The following is a 26479-nucleotide window of genomic DNA, read 5'->3' as shown; positions in this document are numbered from 1 at the left end:
CGGGAGGCTGAATGCGACACAACCGGAAATATCGGCCGTCAGCATTCCGTACATACGAGGAATGGACCATCGGTGCAAGGGAGCGTCGCACGGCGGTCACAGTCAGGGAGTTTCGTGTTTTTGCCATTAAGGATCGATTAACCCTGTGGTTCTATTGCGTTAAAAAAGCTGCTCGGAGGCACGGGATCGGTGGCGAGCCGCGCAAAACAAAGGGTCTTGCTGGGATGCGTGCTGTTGTGCGCTGCAGCATTGCCATGCGCCGATTCCTCGCGCCTGAGCGCGGCGGAGAGCCGGCCGCAGCCCGCTGTTGCGGCGGCAAATTTTCCAATCGCCTCGGGTGCCCGGCTGGCTGGTGATGGCAAGCAGACCCGCTTCATCCTCGACATCGACCAGACCGTGACGTTCCGCGCCGTGACGCTCGCCGACCCGTACCGGGTGGTGGTGGACGTGCCGCAGGTCAATTTTCAGCTTCCCGCGGGGACCGGGGCGGCGGGACGGGGCCTGGTCAAGGCCTTCCGCTACGGGCTCGTCATGCCCGGCGGCTCGCGAATCGTGTTCGATCTGACCGGGCCGGCCAAGATCGCCAATTCCTATGTGGTCGAGGCGGCCAACGGCCAGCCCGCCCGGCTCGTGCTCGAGCTGGAGGAGGTCGACCGCGCTGCCTTCGTGCAGGCGCTCGCCCCGGAAAACCGCCCCGAGCTGCGGCCTGCGATCGCCGAGGCGCCGCCTGCAACCGTTCCCGCGGCGGCCCCGGAAACGGCGCAGCAGCAGAAGGCGGACGGCCGGCCGGTCGTCGTGATCGATCCCGGCCATGGCGGTATCGACAATGGCACGCAGTCGAGCGGCGAGAGCGAGAAGAACCTGGTGCTGGCCTTTGCGCTGGCGCTGCGCGACCGGCTGGACAAGGCCGGCAAGTACCGTGTGGTGCTGACAAGGGATGACGACACCTTCATCCCCCTCAATGACCGGGTCAAAGTCGCCCGCAACCTCAAGGCCGCGCTGTTCGTCTCGATCCATGCCGATGCGCTGCCGCGGGCGGAGGGCGATGCGCAGGGTGCCACCATCTATACGCTGTCCGACAAGGCCTCGGACGCCGAGGCCCAGCGTCTGGCCGACGCGGAAAACCGCGCCGACGCGATCGCCGGCTTCAACCTCGCGGAGGAGCCGACCGATGTCGCGGACATCCTGATCGACCTGACGCAGCGTGAAACCCGCACGTTTTCAAACCGTTTTGCCCATTTGCTGATGGGCGAAATGAAGTCGACGGTACGGATGCACAAGCATCCCCTGAAATCGGCCGGTTTCCGGGTGCTGAAGGCGCCCGACGTGCCCTCGGTGCTGGTCGAGATCGGCTATGTCTCCAACAAGGGCGACCTCGAGCACCTGGTGTCCGAGGGCTGGCGGTCCAAGGCCGTGGGCTCGATGGCGCAGGCGATCGACGGGTTCCTGGCCAAACGGCTGGCGACCGCCCGATCGTCGAACTGACGACCCCGGGATTGTCAAATTGAGGAAGGGTTTTTCCGTCCCGCCGCAAAGGCCCTAGTTTGGCCACAGCGGACGCTTTATAAAAATGCCGCAGGGGGTTCCGGAATCGGAGAGAATCCCGCTCGGCAAGCGTCTTTAGGCCCAGTCTTGATGTGATTGCGTAGGCCGTTGAATTCGCGACGTGAGGTTGGCGCCAGTTTGGGGTGCCAGTTTTTGGGTCCTATGGGGCTGATACTGGGCTGATCCAGAGTTTGAACGGATAAACACATAATGCGCTTGCTGGTGCGGTTCATGGGCTTCCTGTTCGCCGCGGGAACAGTGGTGTTCCTTGTCGGTGTCGGAGCCGTGGCAGGCCTGATCTGGCATTTCTCCAAGGACTTGCCGGATTACTCTCAGCTTCAGGATTACGAGCCGCCGGTGATGACGCGCGTGCACGCGGTCGACGGCTCGCTGCTCGGCGAATACGCCAAGGAGCGGCGGCTGTACCTGCCGATCCAGGCAGTGCCGAAGCTCGTGATCAACGCCTTCCTCGCGGCCGAGGACAAGAATTTCTACGAGCATGGCGGCATCGACTACACCGGCATGGCGCGCGCCGGCGTGCTCTATCTGCAGAACTTCGGCTCCAACCGCCGTCCGCAGGGCGCTTCCACGATCACCCAGCAGGTCGCCAAGAACTTCCTGCTGACCAACGAGGTCTCCTTCTCCCGCAAGATCAAGGAAGCCTTGCTGGCGATGCGGATCGAGAAGACCTACTCGAAGGACAAGATCCTCGAGCTGTACCTGAACGAGATCTATCTCGGCCTCGGCGCCTACGGCATCGCGGCTGCCTCGCTGGTCTATTTCGACAAGTCGGTGAACGAGCTGACGGTGGCGGAAGCGTCCTATCTGGCGGCGCTGCCGAAGATGCCGGCGACGCTGCATCCGGTCCGTAACCGCGACCGCGCCATCGAGCGCCGCAACTACGTCATCGACCGTCTCCTGGAGAACGGCTGGATCAAGCAGGCCGACGCCGACAAGGCGCGCAAGGAGCCGCTCGCCGTCACCAACCGTTCGGGCGGCGCCCACACCTTCGCCGGCGAATATTTTGCCGAGGAAGTCCGCCGCGACATCTTCGAGCGTTACGGCGAGAAGAAGCTGTACGAGGGCGGTCTCTCCGTCCGCACCACGCTCGATCCCAAGATCCAGGTCATGGCGCGCAAGACCATGGTCTCGGGCCTCGTGAACTACGACGAGCAGCAGGGCTATCGCGGGCCCATGAGCAAGCTCGATATCTCCGGCGATTGGGGCGTGAGGCTCGCCGAGATCAAGTCTCTGTCCGACATCTCGCCGTGGCGCATGGCGGTGGTGCTGGAGACCAGCGACCAGTCGGCGCGCATCGGCTTCCAGCCGAGCCGCGAGCTCGGCGGCGCTGTCAGCAAGCAGCGCGAGACCGGCCTCGTCACCCTCGACGGCGTGCGCTGGGCGAGGGCGGCGCAAGGCAATGCCAAGGGCAGGACGCCGACCTCCGTGGCGCAAGTGCTGGCGCCCGGCGACGTGATCTATGCCGATCCGCTCTACAGCAAGGAAGGACAGCCGGTCGAAGGCCAGTACCGGCTGCGCCAGATCCCCGAGGTCTCCGGCGCGATGGTGGTGATGGATCCCTGGACCGGCCGCGTGCTCGCGATGGTCGGCGGCTTCTCGTTCGACCAGAGCCAGTTCAACCGCGCCACGCAGGCCTACCGGCAGCCGGGTTCGTCCTTCAAGCCGATCGTCTACTCGGCCGCGCTCGACAACGGCTACACGCCTTCGACCGTCGTGCTCGATGCGCCCATCGAAATCGACCAGGGCCAGGGCGCCGGCGTGTGGCGGCCGGAAAACTTCTCCTCGGGCAAGTTCCAGGGACCGGTGACGCTGCGCAACGCGCTGCGGCAGTCGCTCAACACCGTCACCGTGCGCCTCGCGCAGGACATCGGCATGCCCCTGATCGGCGAATATGCCCGCCGCTTCGGCGTCTATGACGAGTTGCCGAACTATCTCTCCTACGCGCTCGGCGCGGGCGAGACGACGGCGATGCGCATGGTGACCGCCTATTCGATGCTCGCCAATGGCGGCCGCCGCGTGAAGCCGACCCTGATCGACCGTATCCAGGACCGCTACGGACACACCATCTTCAAGCACGACCAGCGCGAATGCCGCGGCTGCGACGCGCCGGGTGGGTGGAAGAACCAGCCCGAACCGCAGCTGATCGACCGTCGCGAGCAGGTGCTGGACTCCATGACCGCCTATCAGATCACCGAGCTGATGGAAGGCGTGGTCCAGGCCGGTACCGCGACCGTGGTCAAGGAGGTCGGCAAACCGATCGCCGGCAAGACCGGCACCACCAACGAAGCCAAGGACGCCTGGTTCGTCGGCTTCTCGCCCGACGTCGCCGTCGCCATCTATATGGGCTACGACAAGCCGCGCGCGCTCGGTAAGGGCAACGCCGCGACCGGCGGCCATCTGGCCGCGCCCATCGCGCGCGATTTCCTCAAGCTCGCGCTCGCCGACAAGCCCGCCGTTCCGTTCAAGGTGCCGGCCGGCATCAAGCTGGTGCGCGTCGTCGCCAAGACAGGCATGCGTGCCGGCCCCGGCGAGACCGGCGGAACCATCCTCGAAGCCTTCAAGCCGGGCACGGCGCCGCCGGATAATTATTCGGTCATCGGCGTGGCCGACGCCGACGCGCGCGGCGGCATGCCGGCCTCGCAGCAGCAGCAGCCGGATTCCGGCTTCCTCATTCGGCCGGGCACCGGCGGACTGTGGTAGCGGATAACACCTGATACGGGCGAGGGGGGCGGTTGCGCTTTGGCGCCGCCGCCGTTACATCCCCCAACGCGCGATGAGTTATCGCGCTTTAGTTTTTGTGCAGGATCTTTCGGGAAACCGCTGCGCGCTTTCCCGGATCATGCGCCAGACCAGAGAACGACATGCGCGCCGAAATCGAACGGTTGGTAGAAGAGATCAAGCAGTCAGTCGGGCTGCTGAGGAGGCATCTTTGACGTCGAGAAATCGACGGCACGCCTCGCCGAGCTGAACAAGCTCGCAGAAGATCCCAACCTCTGGAACGATCCCCAGAAGGCCCAGAAGCTGATGCAGGAGCGCACCTCGCTTGAGGATTCGCTGTCGGGTATCGGCAAGGTCGAGCAGGAGCTCGAAGACGACATCGGCATGATCGAGCTCGGCGAGGCCGAGGGCGATGACGGCGTCGTTGCCGAAGCCGAAGCTGCGCTGAAGAATCTGAAGAAGGAAGTCGCTCGGCGCGAGCTCGAGGCGCTGCTGTCGGGCGAGGCCGATCGCTTCGATTCCTATCTCGAGGTCCATGCCGGCGCCGGCGGCACCGAGAGCCAGGACTGGGCGCAGATGCTCCTGCGCATGTACACGCGCTGGGCCGAGACGCATGGCTTCAAGGTCGAGTACCTCGAAGAGTCCGAGGGCGAAGAAGCCGGCATCAAGTCGGCGACCATCCAGGTCTCCGGGCACAATGCCTATGGCTGGCTGAAGACCGAAGCCGGCGTGCACCGCCTCGTGCGCATCTCGCCGTTCGATTCCAACGCGCGGCGGCACACCTCGTTCTCGAGCGTGCAGGTCTTCCCTGTCATCGACGACAGCATCAAGATCGACATCAAGGAATCCGACGTCCGCACCGACACCATGCGTTCGGGCGGCGCCGGCGGCCAGCACGTCAACAAGACCGAATCCGCGGTGCGCCTGACGCACATCCCGACCGGCGTCGCCGTGGTCTGCCAGGCCGGCCGCTCCCAGCACAAGAACCGGGCGCAGGCCTGGGACATGCTGCGCGCGCGGCTCTACGAGATCGAGCTGAAGAAGCGCGAGGAGAAGGCCGCCGCCGACCAGGCCGCCAAGACCGATATCGGCTGGGGTCACCAGATCCGCTCCTACGTGCTGCAGCCCTACCAGATGGTGAAGGACTTACGCACCGGCGTGCAGACCTCCGACACCTCGGGCGTGCTCGGCGGCGATCTCGACGAGTTCATGGCCGCGACGCTGGCGCAGCGCGCCTTCGGCACCACCGCGGGCGACGTCGAGGACGTGGACTAGCCATGCCCCGCGTCGCCTTCATCGGGCTTGGACGGATGGGCCATGGCATGGCCGGCCGCTATCTCGATGCCGGCTTCACGGTGACGCTGTGGAATCGCAGCAAGGCCAAGGCGGAAGATTTGATCGCGCGCGGCGCGCATTGGGCGACCTCACCCGAGGATGCCGCGATCGACGCCGATGCGGTCGTGACCATGGTTGCCGACGACGAGGCCTCGCGCACGGTCTGGCTCGGGCCGGAGGGCGCGGCCAAGACGGCCAAGGCCGGCACCATCGCGATCGAATGCTCCACCGTCTCCTATGACCACGCCCGCGAGATGGGCCGCGAGCTCAACGGGCGCGGGCTGATCTATGTCGACTGCCCTGTGACGGGATTGCCGGATGCGGCGGCCGCCGGAAAACTGACGCTGCTCGTTGGCGCCGACGCCGCCGATCTCGAACGCGCGCGCCCGTTCCTCGAGCCGATCGGCTCGACCATCCGCCATTTCGGCGCGGTCGGGTCCGGCACGGTCTACAAGCTCATCAACAATCTGATGGGCGCGATCCAGATCGCCGGCCTCGCTGAAGGCCTTGCCATCGCCGAGCAGGCCGGGCTCGACATGAATCTGGTGCTGGAGTCGATCCAGGCGGGCGTGGCCGCCAGCCCACAGGTGCAGCGTCATTCCAAGCGCATGGTCGCCCGCGATTTTTCCGGCGCGACCTTCACGGCAGCGCTGCGCCACAAGGATGCGGCCTATGCCGTTAAGCTCGCCGAGAGTCTCCTGGCCGGCAAGCCCCTGGTCGCGCGCGCCGCGGTCGAGGCCTACGCGCAGGCGAAAGCGGCGATGCCGGATGACGATGAAGGCAGGATGATCGAGCTGGTGTCGCGGCCGAAGAAGCCATCCTAGCCGGTACATCGACATGGGGCAGCCACGTTCGGAACGCGGTCTCGGCATTGCCCTCGTCGTCGCCGCCGCGGTTGCCTGGAGCACCGCGCCGTTCTTCACCCGGCTGCTGCCGTTCGATCCCTGGACCATCCTGTTCTGGCGCGGCCTGTTTGGCGGCAGCCTCATCACGGTGTTTCTCGTCCCGATGCAGGGGCGCGGTGCGCTCCGGCAATTGGTGGCGCCGGGGCGCAGCGGCCTGCTCGTCGCCTCGTTGTCGACGATCGGCATGGTCTCCTTCATCCCCGCGCTTCAGATGACCAAGGTGATGAACGTCGCCGTGCTGATCGCCACGCAACCGTTTGTCGCTGCGGCGCTTGCATGGCTGTGGCTCGGTGAAGCCGCGACATGGCGGACGCTGGTCGCGAGTCTTGTCGCCTTCGCCGGCGTGGCCATCACGGTCGGCGGCATCGCGGCGGGAGCCGATATCGGCGGCGTCGCGCTCGGCTGTCTGATGGTGCTCGCCATTTCGGCCATGACGGTCGTCGTTCGGCGCCACAGGGAGACGTCGATGGTGGCGGCAGCTGCACTCTCGAACTTCCTGGGAAGCCTCGTCAGTCTTCCGTTCGCGCACGACATCGTCCATGTCGGCGGCAACAATCTCGCGATCCTCGCGATGTTCGGCTGCCTGCAAGTCGCCCTCGGCCTGACCTTCTACATGCTCGGCTCGCGCCTGCTGCCGTCAGGGCAGGCCTCCCTGATCGCGACGCTGGAGACGCCCTTGATGCCGTTCTGGATCTGGGTTGCCTTCCGCGAGGTGCCTGCCGTTCACGCGCTCATTGGCGGCGCTTTGGTGATCGCCGCGGTGGTTGCCGATGTCGTCGGCGACGCGCGAAAGCATGACGGGAGCCAGAGCGCGGGACCTTAGGGTCCATCTCGGAAATCGGGTGGCGCGCTCCGCTCCGCTGTACTAGGCGGCAGGTCGGATCGACAATGTGAGACGCCATGCCTGCGAAAGACAACCGCATCGATGCGCGAGACTGGTCGCTGCTCGCGGTGCTCTCCGTCCTCTGGGGCGGCTCGTTCTTCTTCAATGGCGCGGCCTTGCGGGAATTGCCGCCGCTGACGCTGGTGTTTTTGCGCGTCGCGCTCGGTGCGGCCATTCTGCTGCCGCTGCTCCGCATCCAGGGCATCGGCCTTCCCAGGGGGACGGCCGGCTGGAAGCCGTTCGTCGCAATCGGTCTGCTCAACAACGTCATCCCGTTCTCGCTGATCGTGATCGGCCAGACCTTTATCCCGAGCGGGCTCGCTTCGATCCTGAATGCCACCACGCCGCTGTTCACGGTGCTCGTCATGGCCGCGGCTGGCGAGGAAGCACTGCAGATGCGGCGAGTCGCCGGCGTGGTTCTGGGTGTCGTCGGCGTGGTCATCCTGCGCGGATGGGGCATCGAGACGCGGCCGGGGCAGGGGCTCGGCATCCTGCTTTGCCTGGGCGGCGCCCTCAGCTACGGCTTTGCGGCACTGGCCGCGCGGCGGCTGTTGAAGGACTCTCCGCCGCTTGGCACCGCAACATTCCAACTGATGGCATCGACGGTCATGATGGCCATCGTCGCCGGTGCGATGGAGCAGCCGTGGCATCTGCCGATGCCGGGCGTCGCGACCTGGCTTGCGGTCCTTGGCCTCGCCGCGCTTTCAACGGCGCTGGCCTACATCGTGTTCTTTCAGATCATCCGGCGCTCGGGCGCAACCAACGTCATGCTGGTGACGCTGCTCATTCCCGTCACCGCCATCCTGCTGGGCTGGCTGGTGCTGGGCGAGCCGATCTCCGCGCGCGAGATTGCGGGGGCGATCGTCATCGGCAGCGCGTTGCTGTTGATTGACGGGCGCGTGCTCGGCTTGCTGCGTCGCGTCGCGTAAGTTCCGTACCAACGTTTCACCGCGCGGAAAATCGTGGCGCTTGCCAGCCGCTATCCTCCTTGCGACACTCTCTGCAAAACAAGACTACAAAATAGGGGAGAGAACGATGCCGGGTCGTTGCAAGAATCTCGCTGCCCTCGCCATGCTTGTTGCCGGAGCGCTCGCCGCGACACCGGCCTCGGCGCAGAAGGGATACGACCCCGGCGCTTCCGACACCGAAATCAAGATTGGCAACATCATGCCCTATAGCGGGCCGGCGTCGTCCTATGGCGTGATCGGCAAGACCGAGGCCGCCTTCTTCAAGATGATCAACGACCAGGGCGGCATCAACGGCCGCAAGATCAATTTCATCAGCTATGACGACGCCTATTCGCCGCCGAAGGCGATCGAGCAGGCGCGCAAGCTGGTCGAGAGCGACGATGTCCTCCTGATCTTCCAGTCGCTCGGCACGCCCTCGAACTCCGCGATCATGAAGTACATGAACGCGAAGAAGGTGCCGCAGCTCTTCGTCGCCTCCGGCGGCACCAAGTTCGGCGACCCCAGGAGTTTCCCGTGGACCATGGGTTTCCAGCCCAACTACCAGAGCGAAGGGCGGATCTACGCAAAATACATCCGCGACAATTTTCCGAACGGCAAGATCGCGGTGTTCTGGCAGAACGACGATGCCGGCAAGGACCAGTTCAAGGGCCTGAAGGACGGGCTCGGCGACAAGGCGAGCATGATCATCGCCGACAAGTCCTACGAGGTCAGCGATCCCTCGATCGACTCGCAGATCGTGGCGCTGCACGATTCCGGCGCCGACATCTTCTTCTCCTGGGCCGCGCCGAAGGGCTCGGCGCAGGCGATCCGGAAAGTGGGCGAGCTCGGCTGGAAGCCGAAATTCTTCCTCGCCAACACCGCAACCTCGGTCGCCTCGGTGCTCAAGCCCGCCGGGCTCGAATACGCCAAGGACATCATCTCGACGGTCTATCTGAAGGACCCGACCGATCCGACCTGGGACAAGGATCCCGCCGTGATCAAATGGCGCGCGTTCATGGACAAGTATTACCCCGACGGCGACAAGGCCAACGCCAACAACATCTATGGCTATGTGCAGGCCGAGGCGATGGCCCAGGTCCTGAAGCAATGCGGCGACAATCTCACCCGCGAGAACGTCATGAAGCAGGCCGCCAACCTGAAGAACTTCCACACCGACCTGATGCTGCCGGGCATCATGGTCAACACCTCGCCCGACGATTACTTCCCGATCGAGCAGATGCAGCTGATGCGCTTCAACGGGCAGGCCTGGGAATTGTTCGGCGACGTCATCACCGGCGAGGTCGGCCACGAGCGCAGCCAGTAGCTACGCCGGGCTGCTAGCCTTGGCCTTCAGGACCATGCCGCCGGCAACGCCGACGCCGAGCACATACATCCAGCCCTCGTGGAAATCGAACAAATGCGAGTTGAGCAGCGAGCTCGCGATGTTCTGCACGACAGCGGCGAGGCCGATCCAGGCGGCAAGGCCTTCGCCGAGGAACAGGCAAAGATGGGCGATCCACATGGCGTAGAGGAGGACGACGCCCAACAGGCCCCATTGCATCGCGACGTTGAGTGTCTGGTTGTGCGGATTGCTGACGATTTCCGCGGTGAGGCTGCTTTCGCTCGTGGCGGCGCGCTCGAACTGGCGCTTGATCGAGCCAGTGCCGTGGCCGATCAGGGGCGCTTCGGCGAAGGCATGAAGCGCCTTGCGCCAATAGGTCAGCCGCTGCGCGGTGGAGGCGCGGCTGATGTCCTCGTGGCCGTGGCGGTATTCGATCGCGACGTCGGTGATGCGCTGACGCAGATAGGGCGACGTCGTCCAGGCCAGCGCACTCGCGGCGACTGCGCCTGCGAGCAGGACCAGCGCCGCCCGGTGGCTTAGATGTTTCCAGGCGAACAGGGCCAGCAGCACCGCGATGCAGAGCAGGGCGGTGCGCGCAGAGGCGACGAACACCATGTTGGTGACGAACAGCAGGATCAGTGCCAGGCAGAGGGTCGCCGCGACCGCGCGTCCGCCGCGCCAGAAGGTCAGTACCGGCAGCGCAAGCGCAAAGGCGCACAGCGTGAACTCCTGGCTCTGGTCGATGTAGTTCTTGACGGGAACGCCTGATGACGCCGTGGCCGTGATCTTCCAGCCCGGGTTGAGCAGCACGATCCAGGAGAACGCGGCAAGCAGCGCGCAGGAGGCGAGAAAGGCGATGCAGACGTGCAAGCCGCGCTCCGACCGGCTGAAATGATAGAGCAGCGGCGGAATCAGCACGAGCTTTGCGACTGGCTTGATCGCATGCAGCCGGTCCGCCCAGGCCCCCTCCGACCACAGCGTGCCGAGAAGTGCGAGCAGCAGGAGCGCGAAGGGCAGGGCAAACGCCGGGCGCGTGAGCTCGCGCGCATAGTCGCGCCAGGCGATGGTCGGCGTCACCGCGAGCAGCCAGAGTCCGACGAAGATCGAAGGCGCCGTTGTCGACCATGGCAGCGACGCCGCGATCAGGATGACGAGCACATCTGCCGCCCGGAGCAGCGCGGCCGGGTTGCGCCAGCTCTGCCATCCCTTCCGGCCGCCCTGCTGGTCGGCAGGACCGGACCACGTCTCGGATTCGGCCGTCATCCGTACGATGCGACTGGCGTGGCGACGAGCCTTTCCGCAGGCAGCTGGCGGCCGAGGAAATCGCGGGCCTGGGTCTCGTAGCCGAAGCGGTCGGCGAGCTCGTGGCGCCGGGCCCGGATCTTGCCGCGCCACTCCTCCTGCCGCGTCAGCACGCGGGTGACGGAGGCGGCGATCGAATCCGTCGAGTACGGGTCGAAATAGTCGGCAAGCTCGCCCGCGACCTCGCGGAAGACCGCGATGTCCGAGCACAGCACCGGCGTGTTCGCGGCCAGCGCCTCGATGATCGGCACGCCGAAACCTTCGGCAAGGCTCGGCATGATCAGGCCGTGCGCCTCCGCGATCAGGGCGGCCTTCTCGTGCTCGTCGACATAGCCGGCGAAGCGGACGTTTTGCGGGAGGTTGCGCATCCGGCTGATCTCGCCGGCATAGCCGATCACGACGAGCTCGGCCTGGGGCACGCCACGGAAGGCGCGGATGACGGCGGCGACGTTCTTGCGCGGCTCGTTCGAGACGATGACGACGAAGCTCGGCCGCCCCGGACGCCCCGACGGGGCTGGAAGGTGCAGGACATCCGGGGCGTCGAACCGGGTGCGGGGATACACGACCCGCGCCGGTAGGTGCGCAAATTGCGGCAACAGTTCCCTGAACCGCATCATGCTGTAGTTGGAAACGAAGGCGAGCTCGTCGGCCTGACGCAGGCTGGTGCGGATTCGCGCCAGGAACTGCCGCGTGGCGATGTCGCTGAGCTTGAGATCGGTGAGCGGCAACAAGTCGTGGACGACGCAGATCACCTTGGCATCCGGCCTGCGCTTGATCGCCACGCGGGTCGGCGTATCGACGACGATCACGTCGTAGTCGCGCGCGTCGATCCGCGGCGGTGGCAGCAGGAAGAAGGCCGAGGAGTCCTGGTAGTTGAAGAATCCGGGCTCGAGCTGAAACTCGCCGAACAGCTCGAGATGGCTCAGATCAGGCGGAATGTATTCGAGCGCGGCGGGCCGGTTCTCGATCAGTCGCGCATTCAGGCCACGCAGGCCGATCGCGCGCAGGAGGCAGAGGATGTTGTCCCGCGACAGCAACATGCCGACCCTGTGGCGGAGCCAGTCGAACTTGCGGCGCGTGCCGCTGAGCGTCACCGGCCCGCTCACGTTGATCTCGTCAAGGAAGCGGTAGAGAGCCAGCAGCTCGATGTTGCGTGCCTGCGCCGCGAACAGCTTCGTGCGCCGCTCGCGCCGGCACAGCTTGCGATAGCGCTTCGAGGTCTCCACCAGCAGCGTGAGCTCGTGCCCCTCCGAGGCGAGCGAACGGACCAGCTCGCGGGTGAAATGGAAGATGCCGCGCTTGTGGTTGGGTTGTCCGAGCGACTCGGAGACGACGAGGATGTTCTGTTTCATGCGCGTTTCTCGCGGAGCTCAAAGGTGTGCGTTGCCGGCGGCTCGACACTGACGGTCGAGGCGATGCGGCCGTGATCGAGGTTGATGATGCTGGTGCAGGTGCGGCGCAGCAGCGGCTGGTCGTGCGAGGCGATGATCACGATCGCCGCCTGCGACACCATGTTCAGCAGCCGCTCCTGCGCCTTCTCCGCAAAGTGCTCGTCGACGACGCTGAGCCATTCGTCGAGCAGCAGGATGTCGGCCGGAAAGGCGGTCGCGGTCGCAAACAGCACCCGCATCAGCATTCCCGAGGAGAACATCCGAAGGGGCAGCCGCTGCATGCGGGGCTCGAGCTCGGTGAAGGCCCAGATCTCGTCGATCACCGCGCGGGTCGGCTTGCGGCCGCTGATCCGCAGCAGCAGCGCGATGTTGTCCTCCGCCACGAAATCGAGGTTGACGCCGGCGTTGAGGCCGAGCAGGGGCACGACGTTGCCCTGCAGCGCAATGCTGCCGCTGCTCGGCGGATAGACGCCGGCGATCAGCCGCAGCAGCGTCGACTTGCCGGAGCCGTTGGGACCGGCGAGCCCGATGCGGGCGCCCGCTTCGGCCTCGATCGTGACATTGTCGACGGCCCGGATCATCCGCATCTCGCCCGGCTCGCGGACGAGGTGCCCGAGCAGCCGCCGCTTCAGCGAGAAGTCGTAGGCACCGTAGAGCGGATAGTCGAGACAGACGTTGCGAAGACTGACCGAGACCATGCGTCAGATCCAGAATGCGGCTTTGCGCAGGTGGACCAGCGTCAGCGCGCTCGCAAAGACCAGGAGCGCCAGCGCGACGAGGACGTAGACGATGCTGACGGGATCGACAGCGCCGCCCGCCAGCGGCTCGCGCCACACCGCGAACAGATGCGTCAGCGGATTGAGCCGCATCACGGTCGAGCGGTGGTTGATCATGTCGGACGACCAGATCACCGGCGAGGCGAGAAAGGCGAGCATCAGCGTGGATTCGATGATCGGCTTGAGGTCGCGATAGCGCGTCGCCATGGCGCCGAGAACGAGGCTCAGGGCGAAGGTGCAGGCCACGAACAGCAGCAGGCCGGGCAGCGCCGCCAGCGCGTGAGAGAGGTCGTGGGGCGAGAAGGCGAGCCACAGCAGCAGCGGAACACAGGCGTTGTGGAGTGCGAACAGCGCCTGACGGAACGTGCATTGCAGCAGGAAGATGACGGGCGGCAGCGCCCGGTCGCGGATCAGGCTCGCGGAGTTCTGCAGCGCCGTGGTCGCGTCCAGCACCACGCCGTTGAGGAAGGTCCAGGCCGTCATCGACAGCGCCAGCATCGGCAGGCGCGCCAGCATGCTGGTGTTCGACATCTGGCCGATCACCGAGCCCAGCACCACGACCACGATCGCCATCTGGAGCGACATCCAGAACGGGCCGAGCAACGAGCGCACGTAGCGGTGCCGCATGTCGGACCAGGCCAGCGCCGCCGCGATTCGGACCGTGTCCAGCCAGCCGGTCGCCTGCGGCGGCTCGGTAGTCGTCGATCGCTCCTCGCTGGAGGCGGCGACGGCGTTGCGGTAGACGGTCTCCATGCCCTGCTTGAAGGCCGTGGCCGAATAGCGGGAGAGGGCGCGCGTGCGCGCCGCAAGTCCCATGTGGCGGCGCCGCTCGGGATCGCGGATCAGGGTGTCGATGGCCTCACCCAGCTTCTCGGCATCGCCCGGCGGCACGGTGATCGCTTCGATGCCGTGGCGGGCGACGCGCGGCACCGCCGTGTCGAGCGCCGTATTCACGACCGGGCGGCCGGCAGCCATGGCCTCGAGCTGGACGAGGCCGAAGGTCTCGGCATTGGTCACTGACGGCATCACGAAGACGTCGGCGAGGCACATCAGCTTGATGCGCTCGCAATCGCTGACCGAGCCGATCAGGCGAACGCGGTCACCGAGGCCGAGCTCCTCGATCAACTGCTCGAGCCGCGGCCGCTCGACTCCCTCGCCGATGATCCAGGTCTCGAAATTGTGCGCAGCCGCGGCGCGGATGAGCACGTCGAAGCCCTTGTAGGGAACGAGCCGCCCGCAGGCGAGCACGAGTCGGCCGCGGTCGTTGATGTGGTGTGGCTCGATCTTCGGCCAGTCATAGCCCGAGGTGTCGATGCCGAATGGCACGACGTGGCATTTGTCCTCGAATTCGCGCAGCAGCGGCGTGTTGTCGACCAGCACGTGGTCCGAGACGATGATCGCCTTGGCGCGTCGCAACGTCCGCCGCATCAGCGGCTGGATGAACCAGCGCAGGCCGGCATGGGTGACGATGTCGGCGTGCCAATGCACGACCAGCGGCCGCTTGGCGCCGAATCCGAAGGCGAAGACGAGGTCCGCCAGCGGGAAGGGGGCGTGGAGCGCAAGCAGATCGTGCTCGGCGATCTTGCGCCAGAGACGCCAGGGATAGGTCGGAGCGGCGGGCAGCGACAATATGTTGCCGAACGAGCGCACGCGCTCGACCGGCACGTCGTTGACGACGATCTCGCGCCGCTCGGCCGATTGCGAACAGACCAGTACGGCGGAGGCGAAGGCTTCCTTCAGGCTCGCGCAGATGTCGCGGATCACCGTGAGCGTGCCGCCGAACAGGTCGGGATAGTAGATCTTGAAGATGTGCAGCACCGACGGACGGCGCGGGGGTTCGCTGGTGCGATGCATGGTCGGGGTCAGCCTGCGAGAAGCGCTGCGACGAACGGTGCGGCCAGCACCGAGATGAAGATCACGCCGCGCAGCAGCGCAGGCAGCATCGGCTCGATTGCGCCGTGCCCCCAATCGGGAACCGGCACAGCACGCGGTGAACTGGAAATGACCAAGCGGTCAGCCATGGGTTTAAGTCCCTCTACGTCGCGCCCTCAGTGGCGTCCGGTATATGTGGGAAAATTTACCACGTCAATCCGCAATCAGGAAAAAGTGGGATTGTGTCCCACGCCGTGGATCGCTACAATTCGGACATGAATGCCAAGTCCGGGTCGAAAGCAGCGGCTCCGCAGCCGAATGCCGCCGCGAAGCTGCACGCGCCGCTGGCGCGGCTGCTGCGCCCGCTGGTGCGGCTCTGCATCCGCAGCGGCATGACCTTTCCGGCGCTGGCGCAACTGCTTCGCGAGCTCTTCGTCAACGTCGCCGAGCACGATTTCGCGCTGGAAGGAAAGGAGCAGACCGACAGCCGCGTCAGCCTGCTCACCGGCATCCACCGCAAGGAGGTGGCGCGGCTGCGCGGCGCGGGCGCGCCCGTGCACGAGGCGCCGGCCGCGGTGTCGCTGACCAGCGCCGTAATCGCGCGCTGGCTCGCCGCGCCCGAGTTCACGGACGCGAAGGGCGAGCCGCTGGCGCTGCCGCGCAACGCCGAGGGCGATGCGCCGTCATTCGAGCAGCTCGTCGCCTCCGTCACCAAGGACGTGCGCCCACGCGCGGTGCTCGACGAATGGATCGACCGCAAGCTCGTCACGATCAACGAAGCCGACGAGATCGAGCTGGTCGAGGCCGCGTTCGTCCCGAGCGGCGAGGACGACAGCAAGTGGCACTATCTCGGCCGCAATCTGCACGACCACATCGCGGCCGCCGCGCAGAACGTCTCGGATGGGCCGCGCTTCCTCGAACGCGCGGTGCACTACAACAACATCTCGCCCAAGCTGGCGCGGCGTCTCGAGGCGCGTTCGCGCGAGCTCGCCATGGACGCGCTGAAGACCGCCAACCGCGAGGCTAACCGGGCGCTCGCCAAGGACAAGGGCGGTGACGCCCGCTGGAATTTCGGCATCTACATCTACAGCGAGGACGCCGACGAGCAGAGCGAGACGAAGGAAGGCGGCAAGGACGGTGCAAAGGACGCCGGCAAAGAGGGCGGTTCATGAGCCGGCCGCCGCTGATCTCCCGCCGCCTGCTGCTGATGGGTTTCTGGCTCGCCGGCACGGCGATGGCCCGCGCACAGGTCAAGCGCGGCACCGATCAGGGCATCGGCGGCACTGGAATCACCCGCGGTGATGATCACGGCATCGGCGGCACCGGCATCGTCGGCGTGATCCAGCGCTTCGGCAGCATCTACGTCAACGGCGAGCGCGTGACCTATGCCAGCGACGTCCCGGTCCGCATCGACGGCGAGCCGGCCAGCACGAATGCCTTGCGCATCGGCCAGCTCGCGCGCGTGGTCGCGACGCGTCAGGCCGACGGCACACTGGTCACGCGCAACATCGCGATCGCGAGCGAGGTCGCAGGGCCGGTCGAGCAGGTGAAGGGTAACGAGCTGACGGTGCTCGGCCAGAAGGTCGTCACGGGCGACAAGGAGAGCAAGCTCCGTGCGGGCGCGCAGGTCGCGGTCTTTGGTCTGCGCCGCACCGACGGCGTCATCGTCGCTAGCCTCGTCGAACCCCGGCGCGATGCGGCCTCGCGCGTCACGGGCCTCGTCGAGCGCGGGCCCGATGGTCTGCGTATCGGCGGGCTCAAGCTGAACGGCGTCGATCCGCTGCTGGTCGGCCAGCGCGTCCAGATCGAGGGCAGCGCCAGCCAGGGCACGATGCAGGCCGCGCGCACGCGGATCGACGATTTCTCGGATCTCGTCGGAGCGAGCCGGCTGTCGATCGAGGCTTATGTGCAGCGGTCGGGCGCCAACCTCCAGCTTGGCTCGGGGCTGATCGCCCGTGACGGCTCGCGCTTCGGGCCGGCGGCGGGCGAAGCACGCATGGTGGTCAACGGCGTGTTCGATCGCTCGCGCGGCCTCCAGCTCGATTCGGCCCAGGCGGTCAGTCAATTCCCGGGCGCGCCGCGGCAGGCGCCCGGTGGCACTGGGAGTCCCAACCGCTCGCCCGGTGGCTCGATCCTGCATCCGAACAGCGGCACGCCGAATCCGACCGGCGGTCAGCCCGGTGCCCCCGGTGCGCCTGCGCCGGGATCGCCCCCCGGTGCGAATCCCGGCTCTGCGCCATCAGGGCCGAGTGGTCCGTCAGGTCCCGGCGGTTTTGGCGCGCCCGGTGGCAACCCGATGGGACCCGGCGGAATGGGTGGCGGTGGCTTCGGAGGTCCCGGCGGCGGAATGGGCGGCCGCCGCTAAAGGTACCGAGGTTGGTCGCAGTGCGTGGTGATCCGCGTTTCATGATCTGCTTCCATCACCGGGCGGCGCTTGGCTCGCCGTTCGCTCCGAGCCCGGACCGATCTGGTTTCACCGCGTCATCGCCCGTCGCCGCGGAATGGTCAGCCGCAAGCAGAATGTAGAACGCCGGCACCACGAACAGCGTGAACAGCGTGCCGATCGAAAGTCCGGAGGCGATGACCAGCCCCATGTTGAAGCGCGAGGCTGCGCCGGCGCCGGATGCGGTGATCAACGGCATCACGCCGATCACCATGGCCGCGGTCGTCATCAGGATCGGGCGCAGCCGGATCGCGGTCGCTTCGATGACGGCCTCGCGCTTGGAGCGGCCGGCATGCTGCAATTCGTTGGCGAATTCGACGATGAGAATGCCGTGCTTGCTGATCAGGCCCATCAGCGTCACGAGGCCGACCTCGGTGTAGATATTGAGGCTCGCGCCCTTGATGCCCAGCATGATGAAGATCAGCGCGCCGGCAATCGACATCGGCACCGAGACCAGGATGATCAGGGGATCGCGGAAACTCTCGAACTGCGCCGACAGCGCCAGGAAGATGATGATCAGGGCAAATCCGAAGGTGGCGGCGAAACCGGATGATTCCTGGATGAACTGCCGCGACTGCCCGCCATAGTCGATAGTGTAGCCTTTGGGCAGCGTGCGGTCCGCGATCTCCTTCAGCGTCGCGAGCGCTTCTCCGGTGATCACACCAGGCATGGCCACGCCGGAAATGGTGGCGGCATTGATCTGCTGGAAATGGTTCAGCGATTGCGGAACCGTGGTCGTTTTCAGCGACGCTACCGTCGACAGCGGGACAGACGTGCCGTCCGAGGTCTTGATGTAGTAATTCAGCACCTGATCGGCGTTCAGTCGCTGGCGCTGCTCGACCTGGGGAATGACCTTGTAGGAACGGCCGTCCAGGCCGAAATAGTTGACATAGCCGCCGCCCAGCATGTTGCCGAGCGCGCCGCCGACATCGCTGAGCTTCAGCCCAAGCTGTGCGGTCTTTTCGCGATCGATCACCATCGAGGTTTGCGGCTGGTCGACCTTCAGGTCGTTGTCGAGGAAGATGAACTTGCCGCTTTTCAGGGCCTCTGCGGTGAACGCCTTCGCGATGCCGTCGAGCCGGTCGAACGGGTCCGTGGTCTGGATCACGAATTGGATCGGCAGGCCGCTCGCCCCGGGCAGCGGCGGCAATTGGAACGCCACGATCTTGGCGCCGGCAATCCCCGTCATCTCCTGCTGAAGCACCGGTTGTAGTTCCGCCGCCGTCTTGTCGCGTTTGTCCCACGGCTTGAGTACCCAGCCCGCAATCGAGCTGCCGGTGAGATCGAGCTGAAACACGCCCGCGGTTTCGGCATAGGCGGAGATGCGCCGGTAAACCTCGGCGGAATACAGCAGCTTCTGCTGCAGCGTTGCGTTCGGTGCCAGCGTCGACTGCATCAGGATCGCACCCTGATCCTCCTCCGGCGCCAGCTCATTCTTGGAGTTCGTATAGAGCCAGTAGATGCTGCTCAAGATCAAGGCGGCGAACACGACCGTGACCGGAATTGTGGTCAGGCTGGCGGCGAGCAGGCGCCGATATCGATGTTGCAACGTGTCCATCCGCGCATCGATGAACGCGACGATGCGGTCGTCGAGCGTCGGCTTTCCGGTCTTCGGCGGCTTGAGGATGAAGGCGCAGCACATCGGCGTGAGCGTCAACGCGATGACGGCCGACACCGCAACGGCGCCAGCAAGCGTAAAGGCGAATTCGGTGAAGAGCGCTCCGGTCAGGCCGCCCTGAAATCCGATCGGCACGTAGACCGCGATCAGCACGACGGTCATGGCCACGATAGGACCTGAAAGTTCCCGTGCGGCGATGATCGCCGCCTGCAGCGGCTTTGTGCCCTCGGCCAGATGCCGGTTGACGTTCTCGACGACGATGATGGCGTCATCGACCACGAGACCGATTGCGAGCACCAGCGCCAGCAGCGTCAGGAGGTTGATCGAGAAGCCGAGCGCCAGCAGCATGGTGAAGGTGCCGACCAGCGACAGCGGTATGGCGATCACGGGAATCAGCACTGAACGCCATGAGCCGAGGAACAGGAACACCACCACGGTGACGATCAGAAGAGCTTCGAGCAAGGTATGGATCACCTCGTCGATGGAGCTGTTCACGAATTCGGTGGAATCGTAGATGATCTCGGAATTCAGCCCCTCCGGCTGCTGCGCCTTGATGTCGGGATAGACGGCGCGGACGCCTTTGATGACGTCGAGGAGGTTGGCGTTTGGCGCCACCTGGATGCCGATATAGACCGCGCGCTTGCCGTTGAATCCGACCGACGATTCGTAATCCTCGGACCCCAGCGTGACATTCGCGACGTCGGACAGCTTGACGTTGGAGACGCCGGCCTGCTTGACCACGAGGTCGCGAAACTCCTGCAACGACTTCAGATTGGTCGCGGCCGTCAGGTTGACCTGCACCATCTGGCCCTTGGTGGTGCCAAGCCCGGCGATGTAGTCGTTGCCGGACAGCGCGGTCGATACATCGGACGCGGTCAGCCCGTACGCCGCAAGCTTGATCGGATCGAGCCAGGCGCGTAGCGCGAAAGTCTTGTTGCCGAGCAGTTCAGCGGTCTGCACGCCGGGCACGGCCTGCAGTTTGGGTTGCACCACACGGATCAGATAGTCGGTGATCTGGTTTGGCGCCAGCACGTCGCTGCTGAAGCCGAGATACATGGCATCGATGGTCTGACCGACCTTGACCGTCAGCACCGGCTGCTGGACGCCGCTCGGAAGCTGATTGAGCACCGAGTTCACCTTGGTATTGATCTCGGTCAGCGCCTTGCCGGAATCGAAGTTGAGCCGCAGGTTGACCGTGATGGTCGAGGTGCTGGGCCGGCTGCTCGACGTCATGTAGTCGATGCCATTGGCCTGGGCGATGGCATTTTCGAGCGGCGTGGTGATGAATCCTGCGACGATCGCCGGATCGGCGCCGTAGTACGTCGTCGTGACGGTGACGATCGCATTCTGTGTTCGCGGATATTGCAGGATGGGCAGCGAAGTCATCGACTTCAGACCCAGCACCAGGATCATCAGGCTGACGACGATGGCAAGCACCGGCCGGCGAATGAAGATGTCGGTAAAGGACACGTTCTGCCTCCTCAGTGATCGGCGGGGGCGGGATTGGGATCGTTCGCCAGGGGAATGGAGTTGTCGACCTTCAGCAGGGTGCCGTTGCGCAGCTTGATCTGGCCTGCGGTGACGACGGTTGCGTCCCGATCGAGACCCGAGATCACGGCCACCTGATCGCCACGGGTGGCGCCGGTCTTGATGAAGGTCTGGCGGGCCACCAAACCCTGCTTGCCCGGTGCCTCGCTCTTGACGGCGAGGAACACCGACTCGCCATACGTGTTGTAGACGATGGCGGTCTGCGGCAGCGTGAGATAGCTCGCGGTTTGGCCGACGCGCACATCGATCCGTGCGAACATGCCGGGCAGGAGCTTGCGGTCCGTATTGTCAAAAAGTGCGCGGACCTGAACGTTGCGGCTGGCTTGATCAACCTTGGAGTTGAACGCTTGCACGACGCCCTTGAAGCTGAGGTCCGGAAAGGCGTCGACGCGCGCGACGACCGTCTGTCCGACCTTGACCTGATCGATCGCCTGCTGCGGCAGGGTGAAATCGACGAAGAGACGGTCGAGAGCCTGCAGGGTGACGATGGTGGTGCCCGCGGTCAGATATTGGCCGACATCGACCTGACGCACACCGAGACGGCCGGCGAACGGCGCCCGTAATGTCTTTTGATCCACCAGCGCACGCTGCTGAGCGACCAGGGCCAGCGCGTTGCGCTCGTTCACGGCGTCGCTGTCGACGGTGGCCTGGCTCACCGCATTGATCTTGAGCTGGCCCTGGTCGCGCCGCAACGTGATGCCGTAGCCGTCGGCGGTGGCCTGGAGCGATTGCAGCTTGGCGACGTCGTCCTCCATCCGCAGATCGAGCAAGGCGTCGCCGGCGGCGACGTCCTTGCCGGATTCGAAATGAATGCTGTCGACGATGCCGGGCTGTTGCAGCGAGAGATCGGCGCCGTTCACGGCGCGAAATGTGCCGATGGCGGTCAATGCCGACTGCCAGTCGCTGAACTGCGCAGCGGTCGTCGACACCGTCTGGGGCGGATCGGCGAGCGAGGCCATGACCTGGCTGATCATGCCGGCGCGGAAATTGACGAACCAGGCGAGGGCGGCAAACACCGCTCCGATGACACACAGCATGATGATCATGCGCTTGAACATGGCTTTGAGCTTTCGCATCAGTTGGCTGGCGGGGGCGGTGGTGCCGGCAGGGCCCCGGCGGGAACGAATATCGCGGCAATGCCCGCGGGCCTTACCTCGGCTGCGGGAGTCTCATCGACGCGATTCCACCAGCCGCCGCCGAGGGCCTGGTAAAGCGCCACGGTGTCGGCATAGCGCGAGGCCTGCGCCTTCACACGGTTGAGCCGCGCCGTCAGCAACGTCTGTTCGGCGTTGATGACGGTGATGAACGTGGTGGAGCCGGCCTTGAACTGGGCCTGGGACATTTTCAGGCTTTCGGCTGAGGTTTTCTCAGCCTCGACCTGGGCCCTCAGCAGCGCAGCGTCCGACTGGATCGCGCGGAGCGCGTCGGCCACGTTCTGGAATGCGGTGATCACGGTCGAGCGATACTTCGCGGCGGACTGTTCCATCGCCGCGACCTTGGACTCCTTGGTGTGGAACAGGTTGCCGGCATCGAAGATCGGTCCCGTGACGCTCGCGGCCACGCTCCAGGCGGCTGACTGCGGGCCGTAAAGTCCTGACAGCGCCAATGCCGAACTGCCCCCCGAGGCCGACAGCGTGACGTTCGGAAGCATGTTGGCAGTGGCAACGCCGACATTGGCGCTGGCCTGATGCACTTGGCTTTCCGCCGCACGGATGTCCGGGCGCTGCCGCACCAGCAGCGACGGGACACTGACCGGAAGGTCGCGCGGCAGGCGCAGATTTGCCAGCGGGACCGCCTCACCTTTGTCCTGGCTCGGCAGCCGGCCGAGATAGGCCATCAGCTGGTTGCGGTTTTGCGCGCGCGACTTCTGCAACGGCGGAAGAGTCGCGACGGTCTGTGCAAGCTGGGCCTTCTGGGTCAGGACGTCGCTGTTGGAGACGGCGCCGAGTGCGAATTGCTGTTCGAGCAGCGCGACCAGCTGACGCTGCCCCTCGATCTGCTCCTCGGTGACGCGGATTTGAGCCGCATAGGAGGCATCGCTGATCGCCGTCGTCACGACATTCGCGGTCAGCGTCAGGTAGGTCGCTTCGAGTTGGAAGCGCTGGTATTCGGCATAGGCGAGGTCGGATTCTATCCCGCGCGCCTTGCCCCCGAAGATGTCGGGCGTAAACGAAACTGGCACCGACGTCTTGTAGAGGGTGTAGGGAGACGACGAGCCGGCCTGTCCGGACTCTGCCGCGGGCACCTGACTGCGAGTCGCACTGTCGCTCCCGGTGATCGACGGCAGCAGCGCGCTGGTGTCGGCTGCCGCGACTTCGCGGGCCTGGCGGAGCGCTGCTTGCGCGGCGGCAAGATCAGGGTGGTTGTCGATCGATTCGCGGACAAAGGCTGCGATCTGCCGTGAGCGAAACACCTGCCACCAGACTGCCGGCACGTCCGAGCCGCTCACGAAGCGTTGCGCTGTGCCGCCGGGGCCGCCCGCGGCCGGGGTCGCGGGCAGTCCGTCCGCCGTGTAGCCGTTGACCGCCGGCGCAGCTGGCGTTTCGAAATCCGGGCCGACCGCACAGCCGCCCAAGGAGATCGTGGCCTGAACCAGAGGAATTAAGCCGCCTATGCGGAGAAATGTTCTGAACGACATCCGGGCCCTGGATAAAACTGAACCGTTCAGTACTTGTCGCGGTCGCGGGGTCTTGTCAATGGTACTGAACTGTTTAGTTTTATGACAACCGTGTGAGTGCTATGGCGCCCGGGGCCACGTCCGGACTGCCTCATTGTTCTTTCAAGTTGTTGATGCGCGGTCATTGTGCACCTCGATACCGACCACACCGATTCTCGAGCCGACGGAGAGCTGACATTGATCGACACGATCGCCCCTGCTGCTCCTGAGCAGTCGAGCGTACCGGCGGGCCGCAAGATGGACATCGTCACCCGTGCGGCGTGGCAGATGTTTCTCGACCAGGGATTTTCCGCGACCAGCATGGACGCCATCGCGAAAGCCGCTGGCGTCTCGAAGGCCACGCTCTATGCGTACTTTCCGAGCAAGGAGGCCTTGTTCGCTTCTTTAATCGTTGCGGAGTGTGAGAGCCTGCAACGCGACTTGCCGCTGCCCCAGCTGTCGGCTGGATTGTCCGAGGCGCTGCGCGCATTCGCCAAGCAGTACCTGAGCGCCTTCATTCATGGAAAGGACTTCGCTTTCGTCCGCATCATCGCCAACGAGAGTGGCCGGTTTCCCGTGCTCGCCCGGCTCTTCTATGAAAGCGGACCGCAGGCGACGATTCGGCGACTATCCGGATTTCTCGAGGAAGCCAGGGCCCAGAAGCTGCTCGAATTCGACGATCCGATGGAAGCCGCCACGCAATTCCTGTCGCTGATCCGCGGCGAACTGCCACTGATGATTGTCCTCGGCCTCAGCGAACTCACCGAAAAAGCGGTCGAGGAGGGAATCGAGGCTGGGCTCAAATTCTTCCTGAAGGCGTGCCAGCCTCGTGTCTGATGCGTGTTCGCACGGTAGAGCCCGGACCTAGCCCGCGCTGAGGCGCACGCCGGCGCGCAAAAATTTCTGCGGATCGACCGCTTCGCCGTCGATGCGGGTCTCATAGTGCAGATGCGGACCGGTGGAACGGCCGGTCGAGCCGACGAGACCGACGACCTGGCCGATCTTCACGATCTCGCCGACCTTGACGTTGATCTCGGAGAGATGGCCGTAGCGGGTCGAGAGCCCGTTGCCGTGGTCGACCTCGATCATGCGGCCGTAGCCGCCGGACCAGCCCGCCGAGACCACCTTGCCATAGGCGGTGGCGCGGACGGGATCGCCGGTCGCGGCGCGGAAGTCGAGGCCGGTGTGCATCGCGGGCCGGCCCAGGAAGGGATCGCTGCGCACGCCGAAACCGGAGGTGAACTCGACCTCGCCGATGACGGGCTTGCGATACGGCACCAGCGCCAGCGTGCGGTTGAGCCTGTCCATCTCGGCACGGGTCGTGTTGATGCGATTGAGCTGCTTCTCGAACGGCCCGGCGTTGGCCGTCAGCTTGACCGGGACGAACGGTCCGCCCATCGCGCTGCGCGGCACGGCGGCTTCGAGACTGGCGAGGTTGAGGCCGAGATCGCTGACGACGCCGCGCATCCGGCGCATGCGCGAATCCATGCCTTCCTCGACAGCGCCGAGGGCTGCCATCTGGCGGCGTTCGACCTGATCGAGCGAGGTGGTGAGGCGAACCAGGACGTTGTCGAAACCCTGGTTCTTGGCGAACTGGCTGGTCGGCGGAGCCAGGGTGGCGGGGGCGCGCGATTCGAGTCGCGCTTCGCGATCCGGCGGTGCCACGAAGATCACGGTGTCGCTGATCGGCGACGGTTTTGGCGTGCCCTGGGTCGCGCCCTGACCGGCGTCGCCACGCTGCGGCGCCGCGCGGGGGATCGATCCGGTCACGTCAGGCATGGCGCCCAGCGCCGTCGCCCGGGACTCCAGCGCCGTCTGGCGCTTCATGATCTGGTCGAGCTTCTGGTCGAACTGCTCCTGGTCGAGCAGCTGGCGGCTGGTGGTGCGATCGACCTTGGCACGCAGTTCGGCGATGCGGTCCTCATAGGCGTACTGCATCTCGGCCTGGCGGGCGATCAGCCGGGTCAGCACGTCGTCGCGGAAAGCGAAATAGGTGGCGGTCGCGGCCGACCACAGGCCGAGCAGCACGATGGTGCCGACCACGATCCAGAACACGACTGGGCCGAGGCGAACCTGCTTGCCGTGATGGACGATGGTGTAGGCGTCGTCGGCGTCGGGAAGGGGGATCGCGGCGGCCGCCGCGACAGGGACGGGACGCCGATGGAAGGCCCGTCCGTGGTCGTGGGGATGATGCTGGGGGTACTGCGAATATTGGGCAGAACTTTTCGACATCGGCACTCCCGGCGCCGGTCGGATGGGTTCCTTGCGGCCTAATTGCCGCAGCAATCTGGGCCGGTCATGGTTAATTTTCCGGAAACGGAACCGCTAGAACTTAACGGGCTGGTTAAAGACTTCTTGCCGCTTCCAGCACCTGGTCGGCATGGCCGTCGACCCGGACGTTGCGCCAGACCCTGGCCACTTTGCCATCGCTTCCGACCAGTACCGTGGTACGAAGAATCCCGAGGAAGCTCTTGCCGTACATGGATTTTTCGCCCCACGCGCCATAAGCCTCCAGCATCTCGTGCTTCTCGTCCGAGATCAGGGGGACGCCGAGGCTGTGCTTGTCACGGAACTTCTCCTGGGCCTTTAACGAATCCGCGGAGACGCCGAGCACGGCGGTGCCGGCGTCGGCGAAGGCACCTGCAAGGCGCGTGAAGTCGATGGCTTCCCGGGTGCAGCCGGGAGTGTCGGCGCGGGGATAGAAGAACAGGACGAGCTTCCGGCCGGCATAGTCCGACAGCGTCGCCACACCGCCGCCATCGCGGGGCAGGCGGAAGGCGGGCGCCTTCTGACCTTCGGTCAGCTTCGCCGCAGAGGTCGATTTGGAGGAATTTAACTGTTTCGATGCGGCCCCATGCGATGCTGTCTTTGCTATGGTCGCGGTTGATTTGCTGGCCGGTGCCCGCTGTGTTTTCGCGGCCTTTGTTTGAGTTGTTGCCCTGGTTTTCGGGGCCTTCTTTTTAGCTGTTGCACTGCCGGAGGGCGTTTTGGACGATTTCTTTCGGGATTTCTTGGACATACGCCTTCCTTTCGACGCTTTCGACGGGTCAACCGAAGCGGTATTGCAGCTCTCGTCCGGTGTGCCGGAATCGCGCCCTTGGCTGGGCAAGTCTGACGACGCCGGAGTATGGTTACAAGGAATTCCACGCACCACCCCACTGCTCGTTGAACGCGCTC

General features: G+C 65.3%; 20 protein-coding genes. 10 read left to right on the top strand and 10 right to left on the bottom strand.

Going from position 1 to position 26479, the window contains the following annotated elements; all coding sequences use genetic code 11:
* The first annotated feature begins 189 nt into the window (after window positions 1-189).
* From JQ603_RS04775 to JQ603_RS04745, 7 genes are all read left to right on the top strand, one after another.
* Entirely contained in the window at window positions 190-1485 is a 1296-nt protein-coding gene (locus tag JQ603_RS04775) for an N-acetylmuramoyl-L-alanine amidase (protein WP_212336920.1), read from the top strand.
* Window positions 1486-1755: 270 nt separating this feature from the next.
* Window positions 1756-4266, top strand: a complete 2511-nt coding sequence (locus JQ603_RS04770; protein WP_212336918.1) for a penicillin-binding protein 1A — start codon at window positions 1756-1758, stop codon at window positions 4264-4266.
* A 161-nt stretch (window positions 4267-4427) separates the two neighbouring features.
* Window positions 4428-5559, top strand: a protein-coding gene (gene prfB / locus JQ603_RS04765) for a peptide chain release factor 2 (protein WP_100234372.1) whose coding sequence is annotated in 2 segments (ribosomal slippage) — window positions 4428-4496 and window positions 4498-5559 — 1131 coding nt in all. Because the reading frame shifts where the segments join, the coding sequence is not laid out codon by codon here.
* 2 nt (window positions 5560-5561) lie between these two features.
* Window positions 5562-6443 carry an NAD(P)-dependent oxidoreductase gene (locus JQ603_RS04760; protein ID WP_212336916.1) on the top strand — a complete coding sequence of 294 codons (882 nt, stop codon included), beginning with the start codon at window positions 5562-5564 and terminating at the stop codon, window positions 6441-6443.
* A gap of 13 nt (window positions 6444-6456) precedes the next feature.
* Window positions 6457-7347: a DMT family transporter gene (locus JQ603_RS04755; protein ID WP_212336914.1), complete on the top strand. Its 891-nt coding sequence runs from the start codon at window positions 6457-6459 to the stop codon at window positions 7345-7347.
* 77 nt (window positions 7348-7424) lie between these two features.
* On the top strand, window positions 7425-8336 hold the full coding sequence (locus JQ603_RS04750) for a DMT family transporter (protein ID WP_212336912.1): 912 nt from the start codon (window positions 7425-7427) through the stop codon (window positions 8334-8336).
* Between the two features lie 106 nt (window positions 8337-8442).
* Window positions 8443-9678, top strand: a complete 1236-nt coding sequence (locus JQ603_RS04745; protein WP_212336910.1) for an ABC transporter substrate-binding protein — start codon at window positions 8443-8445, stop codon at window positions 9676-9678.
* Here JQ603_RS04745 and JQ603_RS04740 read toward each other — a convergent pair whose 3' ends face one another.
* From JQ603_RS04740 to JQ603_RS04720, 5 genes are read right to left on the bottom strand one after another with little or no spacing between them, the layout of a single operon-like run.
* Complete coding sequence (locus JQ603_RS04740; RefSeq protein ID WP_212336908.1) at window positions 9679-10959, bottom strand: O-antigen ligase family protein; 1281 nt, start codon at window positions 10957-10959, stop codon at window positions 9679-9681.
* The gene (locus JQ603_RS04735) at window positions 10956-12350 is read right to left on the bottom strand and encodes a glycosyltransferase family 4 protein (RefSeq protein ID WP_212336906.1); all 1395 of its coding nucleotides are present in this window, start codon (window positions 12348-12350) and stop codon (window positions 10956-10958) included. Before JQ603_RS04735 ends, JQ603_RS04740 begins: the two co-directional genes overlap by 4 nt.
* Window positions 12347-13087: an ABC transporter ATP-binding protein gene (locus tag JQ603_RS04730; RefSeq protein WP_212336904.1), complete on the bottom strand. Its 741-nt coding sequence runs from the start codon at window positions 13085-13087 to the stop codon at window positions 12347-12349. The genes JQ603_RS04735 and JQ603_RS04730 overlap by 4 nt, the downstream gene beginning before the upstream one ends.
* Window positions 13088-13090: 3 nt before the next feature.
* Window positions 13091-15019 (bottom strand): glycosyltransferase, encoded by a 1929-nt coding sequence (locus JQ603_RS04725; RefSeq protein WP_212336902.1) that lies wholly within the window; start codon window positions 15017-15019, stop codon window positions 13091-13093.
* Between the two features lie 8 nt (window positions 15020-15027).
* Entirely contained in the window at window positions 15028-15186 is a 159-nt protein-coding gene (locus JQ603_RS04720; RefSeq protein WP_212336900.1) for a hypothetical protein, read from the bottom strand.
* A 126-nt stretch (window positions 15187-15312) separates the two neighbouring features.
* Between JQ603_RS04720 and JQ603_RS04715 the strand changes: the two genes are divergently transcribed.
* Window positions 15313-16209: a DUF6502 family protein gene (locus JQ603_RS04715; RefSeq protein ID WP_212338191.1), complete on the top strand. Its 897-nt coding sequence runs from the start codon at window positions 15313-15315 to the stop codon at window positions 16207-16209.
* Window positions 16206-17402, top strand: a complete 1197-nt coding sequence (locus JQ603_RS04710) for a DUF5666 domain-containing protein (protein ID WP_212336898.1) — start codon at window positions 16206-16208, stop codon at window positions 17400-17402. Before JQ603_RS04715 ends, JQ603_RS04710 begins: the two co-directional genes overlap by 4 nt.
* Before the next feature lie 55 nt (window positions 17403-17457).
* Here the strand turns inward: JQ603_RS04710 and JQ603_RS04705 are convergent, their stop codons facing one another.
* The 3 genes from JQ603_RS04705 to JQ603_RS04695 are packed head-to-tail and all read right to left on the bottom strand — an operon-like array spanning window position 17458 to window position 23221.
* The gene (locus JQ603_RS04705) at window positions 17458-20568 is read right to left on the bottom strand and encodes an efflux RND transporter permease subunit (RefSeq protein ID WP_212336897.1); all 3111 of its coding nucleotides are present in this window, start codon (window positions 20566-20568) and stop codon (window positions 17458-17460) included.
* An 11-nt stretch (window positions 20569-20579) separates the two neighbouring features.
* On the bottom strand, window positions 20580-21704 hold the full coding sequence (locus JQ603_RS04700; RefSeq protein ID WP_212338188.1) for an efflux RND transporter periplasmic adaptor subunit: 1125 nt from the start codon (window positions 21702-21704) through the stop codon (window positions 20580-20582).
* Between the two features lie 17 nt (window positions 21705-21721).
* Entirely contained in the window at window positions 21722-23221 is a 1500-nt protein-coding gene (locus tag JQ603_RS04695) for an efflux transporter outer membrane subunit (RefSeq protein ID WP_245003373.1), read from the bottom strand.
* A 279-nt stretch (window positions 23222-23500) separates the two neighbouring features.
* Here JQ603_RS04695 and JQ603_RS04690 point away from each other — a divergent pair, with 279 nt between their 5' ends.
* Entirely contained in the window at window positions 23501-24139 is a 639-nt protein-coding gene (locus tag JQ603_RS04690; protein ID WP_212336895.1) for a TetR/AcrR family transcriptional regulator, read from the top strand.
* 27 nt (window positions 24140-24166) lie between these two features.
* Here JQ603_RS04690 and JQ603_RS04685 read toward each other — a convergent pair whose 3' ends face one another.
* Together JQ603_RS04685 and JQ603_RS04680 are read right to left on the bottom strand one after the other, a co-directional pair.
* Window positions 24167-25534, bottom strand: coding sequence for a M23 family metallopeptidase (locus tag JQ603_RS04685; protein ID WP_212336894.1), 1368 nt, complete (start codon window positions 25532-25534; stop codon window positions 24167-24169).
* 112 nt (window positions 25535-25646) lie between these two features.
* Entirely contained in the window at window positions 25647-26321 is a 675-nt protein-coding gene (locus JQ603_RS04680) for a peroxiredoxin (RefSeq protein ID WP_212336893.1), read from the bottom strand.
* Window positions 26322-26479: the final 158 nt, after the last annotated feature.

Origin of the sequence: Bradyrhizobium liaoningense (assembly GCF_018130825.1) — a bacterium.
Taxonomy (GTDB): Bacteria; Pseudomonadota; Alphaproteobacteria; order Rhizobiales; family Xanthobacteraceae; genus Bradyrhizobium; species Bradyrhizobium liaoningense_B.
Note: the sequence above shows the minus strand (reverse complement) of the source record. Positions and strands in the feature narration are given on the sequence as shown.